This window comes from Pantoea sp. X85 (assembly GCF_029623675.1).
Taxonomy (GTDB): Bacteria; Pseudomonadota; Gammaproteobacteria; order Enterobacterales; family Enterobacteriaceae; genus Pantoea; species Pantoea leporis.
Genome location: NZ_CP121108.1, coordinates 1,635,790 through 1,648,441, shown reverse-complemented (window position 1 = coordinate 1,648,441; position 12,652 = coordinate 1,635,790). Strand labels below are relative to the sequence as shown.

Annotated in this window: 15 protein-coding genes; 1 reads left to right on the top strand and 14 read right to left on the bottom strand. The window is 54.1% G+C overall.

Going from position 1 to position 12,652, the window contains the following annotated elements:
- Nucleotides 1-249: 249 nt before the first annotated feature.
- The 13 genes from P6287_RS07655 to yceD form a co-directional block, all read right to left on the bottom strand.
- A complete protein-coding gene (locus P6287_RS07655) occupies nt 250-1,041 on the bottom strand; it encodes a metal-dependent hydrolase (protein ID WP_192413657.1) in 792 nt (263 codons plus the stop codon).
- Nucleotides 1,042-1,057: 16 nt separating this feature from the next.
- The gene (gene holB / locus P6287_RS07650) at nt 1,058-2,047 is read right to left on the bottom strand and encodes a DNA polymerase III subunit delta' (protein ID WP_277974737.1); all 990 of its coding nucleotides are present in this window, start codon (nt 2,045-2,047) and stop codon (nt 1,058-1,060) included.
- Nucleotides 2,044-2,679, bottom strand: a complete 636-nt coding sequence (gene tmk / locus P6287_RS07645) for a dTMP kinase (protein WP_192234285.1) — start codon at nt 2,677-2,679, stop codon at nt 2,044-2,046. Before tmk ends, holB begins: the two co-directional genes overlap by 4 nt.
- Entirely contained in the window at nt 2,669-3,688 is a 1,020-nt protein-coding gene (mltG, locus tag P6287_RS07640) for an endolytic transglycosylase MltG (RefSeq protein WP_277974736.1), read from the bottom strand. The genes tmk and mltG overlap by 11 nt, the downstream gene beginning before the upstream one ends.
- The gene (pabC, locus tag P6287_RS07635) at nt 3,685-4,497 is read right to left on the bottom strand and encodes an aminodeoxychorismate lyase (protein ID WP_277974735.1); all 813 of its coding nucleotides are present in this window, start codon (nt 4,495-4,497) and stop codon (nt 3,685-3,687) included. The genes mltG and pabC overlap by 4 nt, the downstream gene beginning before the upstream one ends.
- A 75-nt stretch (nt 4,498-4,572) precedes the next feature.
- The gene (fabF, locus tag P6287_RS07630) at nt 4,573-5,814 is read right to left on the bottom strand and encodes a beta-ketoacyl-ACP synthase II (RefSeq protein WP_101760834.1); all 1,242 of its coding nucleotides are present in this window, start codon (nt 5,812-5,814) and stop codon (nt 4,573-4,575) included.
- Between the two features lie 86 nt (nt 5,815-5,900).
- Entirely contained in the window at nt 5,901-6,137 is a 237-nt protein-coding gene (gene acpP / locus P6287_RS07625; RefSeq protein ID WP_101760835.1) for an acyl carrier protein, read from the bottom strand.
- A 153-nt stretch (nt 6,138-6,290) separates the two neighbouring features.
- Entirely contained in the window at nt 6,291-7,025 is a 735-nt protein-coding gene (fabG, locus tag P6287_RS07620) for a 3-oxoacyl-ACP reductase FabG (RefSeq protein ID WP_007885776.1), read from the bottom strand.
- A 10-nt stretch (nt 7,026-7,035) separates the two neighbouring features.
- On the bottom strand, nt 7,036-7,968 hold the full coding sequence (gene fabD, locus P6287_RS07615) for an ACP S-malonyltransferase (RefSeq protein WP_110865926.1): 933 nt from the start codon (nt 7,966-7,968) through the stop codon (nt 7,036-7,038).
- A 16-nt stretch (nt 7,969-7,984) separates the two neighbouring features.
- Nucleotides 7,985-8,938 (bottom strand): beta-ketoacyl-ACP synthase III, encoded by a 954-nt coding sequence (locus tag P6287_RS07610; RefSeq protein ID WP_110865925.1) that lies wholly within the window; start codon nt 8,936-8,938, stop codon nt 7,985-7,987.
- Nucleotides 8,939-9,979: a phosphate acyltransferase PlsX gene (gene plsX, locus P6287_RS07605; protein ID WP_008103068.1), complete on the bottom strand. Its 1,041-nt coding sequence runs from the start codon at nt 9,977-9,979 to the stop codon at nt 8,939-8,941.
- 26 nt (nt 9,980-10,005) lie between these two features.
- Nucleotides 10,006-10,176 carry a 50S ribosomal protein L32 gene (gene rpmF, locus P6287_RS07600; RefSeq protein ID WP_007885783.1) on the bottom strand — a complete coding sequence of 57 codons (171 nt, stop codon included), beginning with the start codon at nt 10,174-10,176 and terminating at the stop codon, nt 10,006-10,008.
- A 14-nt stretch (nt 10,177-10,190) separates the two neighbouring features.
- Nucleotides 10,191-10,712, bottom strand: a complete 522-nt coding sequence (gene yceD / locus P6287_RS07595) for a 23S rRNA accumulation protein YceD (RefSeq protein ID WP_007885785.1) — start codon at nt 10,710-10,712, stop codon at nt 10,191-10,193.
- A gap of 140 nt (nt 10,713-10,852) precedes the next feature.
- Here yceD and P6287_RS07590 point away from each other — a divergent pair, with 140 nt between their 5' ends.
- The gene (locus tag P6287_RS07590) at nt 10,853-11,437 is read left to right on the top strand and encodes a nucleoside triphosphate pyrophosphatase (RefSeq protein ID WP_277974734.1); all 585 of its coding nucleotides are present in this window, start codon (nt 10,853-10,855) and stop codon (nt 11,435-11,437) included.
- Between the two features lie 11 nt (nt 11,438-11,448).
- Here P6287_RS07590 and rluC read toward each other — a convergent pair whose 3' ends face one another.
- Nucleotides 11,449-12,405 carry a 23S rRNA pseudouridine(955/2504/2580) synthase RluC gene (gene rluC / locus P6287_RS07585; protein ID WP_137385558.1) on the bottom strand — a complete coding sequence of 319 codons (957 nt, stop codon included), beginning with the start codon at nt 12,403-12,405 and terminating at the stop codon, nt 11,449-11,451.
- Between the last annotated feature and the right edge of the window lie 247 nt (nt 12,406-12,652).

Genomic DNA, 12,652 nt, shown 5'->3' with positions numbered 1-12,652 from the left:
TGCGCATGGCTTAGGGGGAGGATCCTTCGCCGGGGTGACGCTGAGCGTCTTTTGATTTATTACGAAGAGTAAAATAAATCGCTAATTGTTAAATTGACGGCCATCACATTTCGCTAAGGACGTCCCTTTCCTTTCAGTCATTTCTTACTGACTTGCACTAATAAACAGCAATAAAACACTGCCTGCGTCCCGTAAGACGCAGTGCAGTAGAGTGATTTTTGATTAATTACAGCGTTTGAAATAAAGCGTTTAGCCGCCGAGGCGACTCATCGGGATGTGCAACAGGCGGGAGAAATTTTCGGTGGTGGCAGCGGCCAGCGTTTCGATATCAACGCCTTTTAACACCGCCATGTAATCCGCCACATCACGCGTATACGCCGGCTGATTCTCTTTACCACGGTGCGGTACCGGCGCCAGATACGGCGAATCGGTTTCCACCAGCATACGATCAAGCGGCACGTAGCGCGCCGCATCGCGGATCTGTTCGGCGTTGCGGAAGGTCAGAATGCCGGAGAAAGAGATGTAAAAACCGAGATCGAGCAATTTGGCGGCGGTCTCTTTATCTTCGGTAAAACAGTGCAGCACGCCGCCGCACTTCTCTACCTGCTCTTCGCGCAGAATCGCCAGCGTGTCTTCACGCGCATCACGCGTGTGCACGATGATCGGTTTATTTAACGCAATGCCGGTACGAATGTGCTCACGAAACGAAGCTTGTTGCTGCGCTTTGGTTTCCTGCTGATAGAAATAGTCCAGCCCGGTTTCACCCAGCGCGACCACGCGATCCTCTGCGGCCAGACGGCGGAACTCTTCGACGTCGTACGGCGCTTCCTGATTAAGCGGATGGACGCCACAAGCCAGCGCGACGTTTTCACGATCGCCCACCAGCTGTTTGATTTTGTAGTAATCCGGCAAGGTGGTGGCAATCGCCAGCATAAACTTCACATCGCGCGCCGCCGCTTTGGCGATGACATCATCCAGATCGCGATGGTGCTTTTCATAATCGAGGCCATCGAGATGGCAGTGGGAATCGACAATAAACATAGAGCTCTCTTTTCGCTTAGCCGACCGTTGCCGGAGCCAGTAAACGTCCCCAGGCGAGTAAACGATCGGTCAACATTAATTCTCGATTGAGTGCGGCGACATGTAACAGCTGTTCGCGACACTGCATCCATTGCTGCGCGCTGCTGTTGAGCGCACTGCTGTTCATTCTTTGCGCCAACTGTGTGACCACATCCGGATGATCACCGTTGCTTAGCCACTGACTTGCGTCCTGCTGCACTTTCATCGCATCCACCAGCAGTGAAATCAGCCAACTGAGACGTACGGCCACATCTTCGCTGTTTAGCGCGGGTAACAGCTGCAGCACATCGCCGTTGAGCGCTTTAATCAGCGTTTCACACAACGTTTCACGCGCCTGCCAGCGCTCGGGCTGCAACAGCGTCAAGGCGGCGGCGGGTGCGCCATTACTCAAACGCAAGGCAGCGCGCAGCTTCTCTTCCGGCTGCGGTTGCTGTTTCTGCAGCCATTGCAAACTATGCGCCTCTTCCGGCGGCGACAGATGCCACGTCATGCAGCGACTGCGCAACGTAGGCAGCAAGCGTGAAGGTTCGCGCACGCTGAGGAAAAACCAGCAATTGGCCGGTGGTTCTTCCAGCGTTTTCAATAATGCGTTGGCGGCGGCTTCCGTCAGCTGCGCCGCATCGGGCAACCAAACGATTTTTGCGCCGCCCTGCTGGGCAAAGTGATACAGCTTTTCAGTGACGTCACGCACAGCATCAATACCGAGCGAAGATTTCCCCTTTTCGGCTTCCAGGCGATACCAATCGGGATGCGTGTGCGCCTGCATTAACTGGCAACCGTGGCAATGGCCGCAACTTTTCAATCCTTCCGGCTGTAAACACATCAACCAACGGCTCACGCCCCAGATCAGCGCATCGTCACCCATGCCTGCAATGGCTTGTACCAGCAGCGCGTGATGCGCCTGGCCGCTTTGATGGCGGGCGATGATTTGTCGATAAGGCTGATTCAACCACGGATACCAATTCATGCGGATTGGCCTGCCAGCCAGCTACGCAAGGTGCGTTGAAGTGACGATGTCACGTTTGCAATGTTTTGCGTCGCATCAATGGTGAGTATCGAGGGATCCTGAGCAGCTAAGGTCAGATAGCGTTCACGCGTACGCTCGAAGAAGCGCAATGATTCCTGCTCAATGCGATCCAGCTCACCGCGTGCGCGGGCGCGTTGCAGTCCAATTTCTGGCGTGACGTCGAGATAGAGTGTGAGATCGGGACGGAAATCGCCCAGCACCGCATCACGTAGCGTGGTCATCAGTTGCGCATCCAGTCCGCGTCCGCCGCCCTGATAGGCTTGGGAAGAGAGATCGTGGCGATCGCCCACCACCCAGGCACCGCGTGCCAGCGCCGGTTTGATGACGTTCTCTACCAGCTGCACGCGCGCCGCGTACAGCATCAGCAGCTCGGCTTTATCGGTCACCTGCTCGCCGTCTATGCCCTGCTTGACCAATATACGCAATTGTTCCGCCAGCGGCGTACCGCCGGGCTCGCGCGTGAAGACGACATCATTAATCCCGTGCTCATGCAGCACGGCAACCAGCGCATCGCGTGCGGTGGTTTTGCCTGCACCTTCCAGGCCTTCAATGACGATAAACTTACTTTTCATTTTTTTCCTTCATTGCCAGCCGGTAAACCTGCACCGCTTTGTTGTGGCTGGCCAGATTGGTGGTAAAGGTGTGTCCACCTTTGCCATCCGCGACAAAATAGAGGTAATTGGTTTTTTCCGGATGCGCAGCCGCTTCCAGTGAAGCACGGCCCGGCATCGCGATCGGCCCCGGCGGTAAACCGCTAATGGTATAAGTGTTGTAGTCGGTCGGCGTTTCCAGATTTTTACGCGTTAGCGTGCCGGTGTAGCTGTCGCCCATGCCGTAAATCACTGTGGGATCGGTCTGCAGCTTCATTCCGGTCCGCAGTCGATTGATGAACACCGACGCCACGCGCGCGCGCTCTTCGCTCACGCCGGTCTCTTTCTCAATGATCGACGCCATGGTGACCATGTCCTGCGCTTTCTTATAAGGCAGATTTTCCATACGTCCCTGCCAAATCTCATCGACCAGCTTGTTCATGCGCGCGTGGGCACGCTCCAGCAGCGCCACATCGCTGGTATTGGCGGTATAGAGATAGGTATCCGGATAGAAACCGCCTTCCAGCTGGCCAACATCAAGCTTAAGCGCGGCGGCAACGGTGGCAAATTGATCGTCGCTCAGCGTATGTTTCAGGTATGGCGCTTTGCGCAGCTCGGCTAACCACTCGGTAAGACGCGACCCTTCAATAAAACGCACCGGGAACTGCGCTTCTTTACCGCTGGCCAACAGTTGCAGCAGCTGGCGCACCGTCATGCCGGTTTCCAGGCGATAGGTACCGGCTTTAAAACGTGCCAGTTCCGGTTCCAGTTTCAGCAGCGGCCCAAACCAGATACTTTGCGGAATGATCTTCTGACTTTCCAGTTGCGCTTCCAGTACCACGCGACCGCTGCCAGCGGGCAAGGTGTAAATGGTTTCTTGTTGCAGTGTTAAGGGCGTATCAGCTAAACGTTCAATCTGCCAATAGCCAAAGGCGGCGGTGAGTCCTGCGACAACGACAACGCCTGCGAGAATTTTTTTCATTCGAGTCATGATACTTCCATCGTCGGGCAACTGGCGCGCAGTTGCTGGTACAGCGAGCGTGCGGTAAATGAAACGTCGTCAATTTGTCGCACGGGTAAAACGGGCATCAGGGCGTTACATATCACCACTTCATCGGCGTTCAATACGTTGTCCCTGCTGCCATCAATCAGCTGACAAGTCTGGCCATTTGCGGCCATCTGCGCCATCAGATAACGACGCATAATGCCATCCACGCCAGCCTGCTCAAGCTGCGGCGTAAAAACATTGTTGCCCTTACGCCAGAACAAATTGGCCGCACAGCATTCCACCACCGTCCCGCCAGTGTCAAGCACCAGCGCCTCGTCACCGCCCGTCTGGTCAAGATGCTGGCGAATCAGCACTTGCTCAAGGCGATTTAGGTGTTTTACGCCGGCCAGCAACGGATTGCGCGCCAGACGTATTGGGCTGGTGTGGAGCACAGCGCCCTGCTGTTGCAACGTGGCGTAATGCTGCGGCCACGGCGAGAGCGAAAGAATGCGCGTAGGTGAGTGGCAGCCTGCGCGGCTGTAACCGCGTCCGCCTGCGCCCGGCGTCACGATCACCTTCAGCACCGCCTGTGTGTGTCCCGCAGCGGCATTATGCATTTCTGTAGCGAGCTGAACTAAATCCGGCGCATCCATCATTAGCCTTGCACAGCCCTCTTTGAGCCGCTGCAGATGCGCATCCAGCATCACAACATGGCCGTTAATCACCGCGGCGGTGGTGAAGCAGCCATCACCAAATTGCACTGCGCGATCGCGTGCTGAAAGCTCGGTTTGCGGTATGCCGTTTATCCACATGCTGTCCGCCTTGATTAGCCCGTTAAAAATATAAAAAAGGCCCGCATTGCGGGCCTCTGTATGGCTGAGGAGCGATTAAACCTTGCGGAAGATCAGCGAGCCGTTAGTGCCGCCAAATCCGAAGGAGTTACACAAGGTGTACTCCAGTCCGCTGACCTGGCGCGCCGTATGCGGCACGAAGTCCAGATCGCAACCTTCGTCAGGATTGTCGAGGTTGATGGTCGGTGGAATCGCCTGGTCGCGCAGCGCCAGAATCGAATAAATCGCTTCTACTGCACCCGCCGCACCCAACAGGTGGCCAGTCATCGACTTGGTAGAGCTGACCATCACACTGTGAGCTGCCGCACCAAACACCGATTTTACCGCCTGCGCTTCCGCTTTGTCACCGGCTGGCGTCGAGGTGCCATGCGCGTTGACATAACCGATCTGCTCAGCGTTCAGCTGCGCGTCACGTAGCGCGTTAACCATCGCCGCAGCTGCACCTGAACCGTCTTCCGGAGGTGACGTCATGTGGTAAGCATCGCTGCTCATGCCGAAACCAATGATCTCAGCATAAATCTTCGCACCACGTTTCTTAGCGTGTTCGTACTCTTCCAGTACGACAATGCCAGCACCGTCACCCAACACGAAACCGTCACGATCTTTATCCCACGGACGGCTTGCCGCCTGAGGATTGTCATTACGCGTGGAGAGCGCACGAGCAGCACCAAAACCACCGACACCAAGTGGCGTACTGGCTTTCTCCGCACCACCGGCCAACATCACATCAGCATCGTTATACGCAATGATACGCGCTGCATGACCAATGTTGTGCACACCAGACGTACAGGCAGTTGCGATAGAGATGCTTGGACCTTTCAGGCCGTACATGATGGTGAGATGACCAGCAACCATGTTGACGATGGTTGAAGGCACGAAGAATGGGCTGATTTTGCGCGGTCCACCGTTGACCAGCGAGCTGTGGTTATCTTCGATTAAACCCAGTCCGCCAATACCAGAACCGATTGCCGCACCAATGCGACCAGCATTCTCATCGGTTACGACCAGACCGGAGTCTGCCATAGCCTGAATACCAGCAACGATGCCGTATTGGATGAAGTCATCCATCTTGCGCTGATCTTTGCGCGAGATGAAATCATCGCAATTAAAATCTCTTACTAAGCCCGCAAAACGCGTTGCGTAGGCACTAGTATCAAAATGGTCGATCAGGCTAATGCCGCTCTGACCGGCAAGGAGAGCACTCCAGGTAGACTCTACGGTATTGCCGACAGGAGACAACATGCCAAGACCAGTCACAACTACACGACGCTTAGACACGCACGTCCTCCAGGGAGGGAAAAAATAACGCTATGTGGGGCAAACATAAAACTCAGGCGGTCGAGGTGACCGCCTGAAGATATTCATTAACCTTGATGGCTAGTGATGTAGTCGATCGCTGCCTGAACGGTAGTGATTTTCTCAGCTTCTTCGTCTGGAATTTCAGTATCAAACTCTTCTTCCAGAGCCATTACCAGCTCAACGGTGTCAAGAGAATCTGCACCAAGGTCTTCAACGAAAGAAGCAGTGTTAATCACTTCGTCTTCTTTAACACCCAGCTGCTCAGCTACGATTTTCTTAACGCGTTGTTCGATATCGCTCATACTATTTAATTTCCTATCAAAACTCGCTTTCGCGATGGTTTTCGTAGTGTATAAAATGTTGAAAAAGATGCAACAAAATCCCGGCTGGTCGAACCACGATTTTGCGTTATTCTGCGGTGTTTACCGTAGATAAAGCAAATGTTTTCGTGATTATCAGACCATGTACATGCCGCCATTGACATGAAGCGTTTCACCCGTGATATAGGCTGCTTCGTCAGAGGCTAAGAATGCAACAGCATTGGCAATCTCCTGCGGGTCACCTAAACGACCTGCGGGAACTTCTGCCAAAATACCCGAACGTTGATCTTCGTTCAGTGCACGCGTCATGTCCGTCTCGATAAAGCCCGGAGCCACGACGTTTACAGTAATGCCACGTGACGCAATTTCTCGCGCCAGTGATTTGCTAAAGCCAATCAAACCTGCTTTTGCAGCCGCATAGTTTGCCTGACCCGCGTTACCCATGGTCCCAACTACAGAACCGATGGTAATGATACGGCCCACGCGTTTTTTCATCATGGCACGCATAACCGCCTTAGAAAGACGGAAGACAGATGTCAGGTTGGTATCAAGGATATCCGCCCACTCATCGTCTTTCATGCGCATCAACAGATTGTCACGCGTAATGCCTGCATTATTGACTAAAATGTCCACTTCGCCAAATTCGGCGCGAACTTGTTCGAGGACGCTCTCAATTGAGGCGGCATCAGTAACGTTCAGCAGCAGGCCTTTGCCCTTGTCGCCGAGGTAAGCACTGATTGCTTCCGCACCGCTTGCACTGGTGGCGGTTCCCACCACTTTGGCACCGCGCGCAGCCAGCGTTTCCGCAATGGCGCGACCAATTCCACGGCTTGCACCGGTAACCAGCGCTACTTTACCTTCAAAGCTCATGTTTTTCCTCTTATTCCTGGGTAAGTGCAGCGCTCAGTGAAGCAGAATCGTTCACCGCAGCGGCACTCAGGCTATCCACAATACGTTTGGTCAGACCGGTCAGAACTTTACCTGGACCGACTTCCAGCAGCTGCTCAACGCCCTGCGCAGCAATAAATTCGACCGATTCGGTCCAGCGCACGGGGCTATACAGCTGACGGACCAGCGCACTTCGAATCGCAGCACCTTCAGTTTCACACTTCACGTCGACGTTATTCACCACCGGCACCGAAGGCGCACTAAAGGTGATCGCTTCGAGCGCTACTGCCAGCTTATCGGCAGCAGGTTTCATCAACGCACAGTGCGATGGCACGCTGACTGGCAGCGGCAATGCACGTTTGGCACCGGCAGCTTTACAGGCTGCACCCGCACGTTCAACCGCTTCTTTGTTGCCCGCGATAACCACCTGGCCCGGCGAGTTGAAGTTAACCGGTGAAACCACCTGGCCTTGAGCGCTCTCTTCACAGGCTTTACGGATGGATGCATCATCCAGGCCGATAATCGCCTGCATAGCGCCAGTACCTTCCGGTACCGCTTCCTGCATCAGTTTGCCGCGCAGCTCAACCAATTTAATGGCGTCAGCGAAATTCAGCACACCGGCACAAACCAGCGCTGAGTATTCACCAAGGCTGTGACCGGCCATCATGCTTGGCTGCACCGCATTTTTGCTCTGCAATACGCGATAGATGGCAACAGAAGCCGCCAGCAGCGCAGGCTGTGTCTGCCAGGTTTTATTCAATTCTTCAGCTGGTCCCTGCTGGACCAGCTGCCATAAGTCATAACCCAGTGCGTCAGAAGCTTCACGGAAAGTGGCTTCAACCTGCGGGTTTTCAGCGGCCAGCTCGGCTAACATGCCGACGGTCTGCGATCCCTGTCCTGGGAAAACATAAGCAAATTGCGTCATCTTTCGTTCCTGTCAATCAAAAGCGAACCAGCGCAGAACCCCAGGTGAAACCGCCACCAAAGGCTTCCAGCAGAATCAGTTGTCCCGGCTTGATACGGCCATCGCGCACCGCTTCGTCAAGTGCACTTGGCACTGACGCGGCCGAGGTATTACCGTGACGATCCAGCGTGACCACAACTTTCTCCATGCCCATACCGAGCTTTTTGGCGGTTGCGCTAATAATGCGCAGATTCGCCTGATGCGGCACCAGCCAGTCGAGCATTTCACGATCAAGATTGTTGGCTTGCAGAGTTTCATCCACAATGTGCGCCAGTTCAGTCACGGCCACTTTGAAGACTTCATTCCCCGCCATCGTCAGATAAGCAGGCTCATCCTGATGGGCACGATCCTGATACGGCAGCGTCAGCAGTTTGCTGTAACGGCCGTCGGCGTGCAGATGGGTAGAAAGGATGCCTGGCTCTTCGCTTTGACTCAGCACCACCGCGCCCGCGCCATCACCAAACAGAATGATGGTGCCGCGATCGTTAGGATCGAGCGTACGTGCCAGCACGTCTGCACCGATCACCAGCGCATGTTTTACCGCACCATTTTTAATGTATTGATCGGCAACGCTCAGTGCATAGGTGAAGCCCGCACAAGCAGCGGCCAAATCGAAGGCAGCGCAATCGTTAATCTCCAGCATTTGCTGGATCATGCATGCTGAACTTGGGAAGGCATGGCTGGAAGAGGTGGTCGCCACAATGATCAGGCCAATTTCGCTCGCATTCACACCCGCCATTTCCAACGCGCGCTGTGCTGCGGTGAAGCCCATAGTAGCAACGGTTTCTTCCGGAGCGGCAATACGACGCTCACGGATGCCGGTACGGGTGACAATCCACTCGTCCGTCGTCTCGACCATTTTTTCCAGATCCGCATTGGAGCGAATCTGCTCAGGCAAATAGCTGCCCGTACCGATAATTTTGGTAAACATCTACGCTTTGTCACTCCTGGCTAATACAGTGTCAAGGCGCGCCGCAATCCTTTCAGGGACTTGCTTTCGCACCGTCTGCTCTGCCTGCTCTATCGCCACGGCAAATGCACGTTGATTCGCCGCACCGTGGCTTTTGATCACTGTCCCGCGCAATCCTAACAGACAAGCGCCATTGTACTGGTCGGGGTTGAGATGGCCGAAACGCTTCGCCAGACGCTTTTGAATCCAGCGTCCCAGCAATGTTAGCCACCAGGCCCGTTTTTTTCCTTCCTCTGACGATTTAATCAGAGAGAGGAACATTCTTACCACGCCTTCCATGGTCTTCAACGTGACGTTACCAACGAAGCCATCACAAACCAGCACATCCGTCTTGCCGGTGAGGAGATCGTTCCCCTCAAGATATCCAATATAGTTGATTTGCGGTGACGCTCGCAGCACCGCAGATGCGGCGCGGATTGTTTCCAATCCTTTGGTCTCTTCCTGACCAATATTCAGCAGCGCAACACGCGGCTGGGCGATCTCCAATACTTCTTCGGCCATCACTGCGCCCATGATGGCAAACTGCACCAGCATGGCGCTGTCGGATTCAACGTTAGCGCCGAGATCCAGCACCACCGTTTTGCCATGCTGCTGATGCGGCAACACCGTCATCAACGCCGGACGCTCAATGCCATCCAGCGGTTTTAATAGCATTTTCGCCAGGCCCATCAGTGCGCCGGTATTTCCCGCACTGACACAGGCTTGTGCTTTCCCCTCTTTGACCAACTCTAACGCCACACGCATGGAACTGCCGCGGCTGTTACGAATCGCCTGAGAAGGTTTGGCATCACTTGCAATAACCGATTCGGCAGGAATAACCTGCACACGCCTCTGTAACGAGGAATCCGCTTTGGCAAGAAATGACGAGATGATGTCGGGATCGCCGACCAGAAGAAGAACCAGCTCCGAATGAGAGGCCAGTGCCTGCAAGGCTGCAGGCACTGTCACGCAAGGACCGAAGTCCCCGCCCATGGCATCAACTGCCAGGGTCAAACGTGTCAAGGTATCGCCTTGTGTAATCGCGAGGATTACTTGGTGATAACCTTGCGACCGCGGTAGTAACCATCCGCAGTGATATGGTGACGCAGATGAGTTTCGCCAGAAACTTTATCTACTGACAGAGCAGCAGTGGTCAGCGCATCGTGTGAACGACGCATACCACGCTTAGAACGGGTTGGTTTATTCTGTTGTACGGCCATGGACCTTACTCCTATTACTTACGCTTTAAACTGGCTAATACGGCAAAGGGATTTGGTTTTTCTGCCTCTGGAGGCAATTGACCAAATACCATGTCCGCGTCGGACACTTCACAGTGTTCAGAATCATGCACCGGAACCACGGGCAGCGCGAGGATGAGCTCATCTTCGATCACTGCCAGCAAGTCGATCTCACCAAAATCATTGACATCAACTGGCTCGTAGGCTTCCGGTAGTGCCTCGGCCTGTTCATCAGAAGAGACAGGACTGAAGCAATAGCTTACGTGAACATGACGTGGAAACGACTGGTTGCAGCGTTGACATGACAGAGTCACCTGCACTTCGGCTGTTCCTTGCAGAACGGCGAGGCGCTGGTTATCAACCGCAAACGACATATCGCATTCAACTTCACTGTCCACACTCACGACCGTTTCGGCCAAGCGCGCCACCAATTCAGGTGCATAAACACCATGATAATCAAGGCGTTTTTGCGCGGCGCGGACCGGATCGAGCGTCAGGGGTAATTTTACCTTTTGCATAGGGCGCGCATATTAACTTTGTAACGTCATAGAGTCAAAGAAAAAGGCCGGTTTACGGCATCTTTCACCCGTTAGTCGCATCCAGTGCGGCGCATAGTTTAAAATGACTGTCATCTTTACGCTATCTATTCTGAAAAAAAATGACGACACCTTTGGTTTTAGCTTCTACCTCCCCTTTTCGTCAGGCGCTGCTAAGCAAACTGGGCCTGCCTTTTATTACCGCCGCTCCCGATTGCGACGAATCCCCGCTGCCGCATGAATCAGCCTCCGAGCTGGTGCAGCGGCTGTCATTAGCCAAAGCGCAGGCGCTGGCCGCACGTTACCCGGACCGCTGGATTATCGGTTCCGATCAGGTTTGTGTATTGAATGGCGAAATAACCGGTAAACCGCATACCGTGGAGAAGGCCTGCCAGCAACTCGCGGCCGCCAGCGGTAACGCCATCACCTTTTATACCGGCCTGGCACTTCTGCAACCGCAGAGCGGCACCCAATCGGTCATTTGCGAACCCTTTACCGTGCATTTCCGCGAGTTGAGTGCCGAAGAGATTCGCGGCTATATCGAAAAGGAACAGCCGCTACAATGCGCCGGCAGTTTCAAAAGCGAAGGATTGGGGATTTGTTTATTTGACAAGCTAGAGGGTCGCGATCCTAATACCTTGATTGGCTTACCGCTGGTCGCGCTAAATGAGATGTTAAGAGCGGTGGGCATCAACGCATTGTGTTGATGCCCCTTCAATCAGTCTTTCTTCTGACGCAGCTGTGCGAGGCAGTGTTTCAGTGCGCCATCCAGTGGCGCTTCCATGCGCAGCACTTCTCCGGTGTTGGGATGGGTAAAGGTCAACGCAGCCGCATGCAGGAAAAGACGCGACAAGCCCGTCGAACCCAGCTGTGCATCAAAGTCGCGGTCGCCGTAACGATCGTCAAAAGCGATCGGATGGCCACCGTGCAGCGTATGCACACGAATCTGATGGGTACGGCCCGTTACCGGGCTGGCTTTCACCAAAGTCGCGAAACCAAAACGCTCTTCTACTTTAAAGCGCGTCTCGGAAGGTTTGCCCTCCGCACTCACGCGTACCACGCGTTCGCCGCTCTGCAAAATGTTCTTTAGCAGCGGAGCCTGCACCACTTTCAGATGCGACGGCCAGTCACCGCGCACCAGCGCCAGGTAATCCTTCTGCATGCCCTTTTCACGCAGTTGCTCGTGCAGCGAGCGCAAAGCAGAACGCTTCTTCGCCACCAGCAGAATGCCAGAAGTATCACGATCCAGACGATGTACTAACTCAAGGAAACGCGCTTCCGGACGCAACGCACGCAGCCCTTCAATCACGCCAAAACTCAATCCGCTGCCACCGTGCACCGCAGTGCCCGACGGTTTATTCAGCACCATCAGGTAATCATCTTCATACAGAATGGCATTGGTGAGCGCCGCCACTTTATCCAGTTTCGGTGAAACCGTGTTCTCTTCGCGTTCGGCAACCCGCACCGGCGGAATACGCAGCTCGTCGCCCTCCTCCAGCTTATATTCCGGTTTAACGCGCTTTTTATTTACCCGTACTTCGCCTTTACGCAAAATGCGATAAATCATGCTTTTCGGCACGCCCTTGAGCTGGGTGCGCAAAAAGTTATCAATTCGTTGTCCGGCATTTTCAGCCGTGATGGCGACATACTGTACGCCGGGATTCTCTGTTTTCATGGCGGCGATTCTAATTAGTGTCCCTGGATAGCGCCACCCCTTTTTCTGTGCTTAACTCTCTCTTTGTCGCGTATTGAAACGGTGAAAATGGCGACATTTTCAGCGATGCGATGATTAGCCCTGCAAATGAACAGGTTATGGATGAATAAACTTCTCAGCTTGGCAAAAGTCGCCTTGCTTAATGTGAGTTAGCAATGGAATAATGCAGGGGTTTCTGCCCTGGAAAGATTCAGGCAGGAAAAAGAGC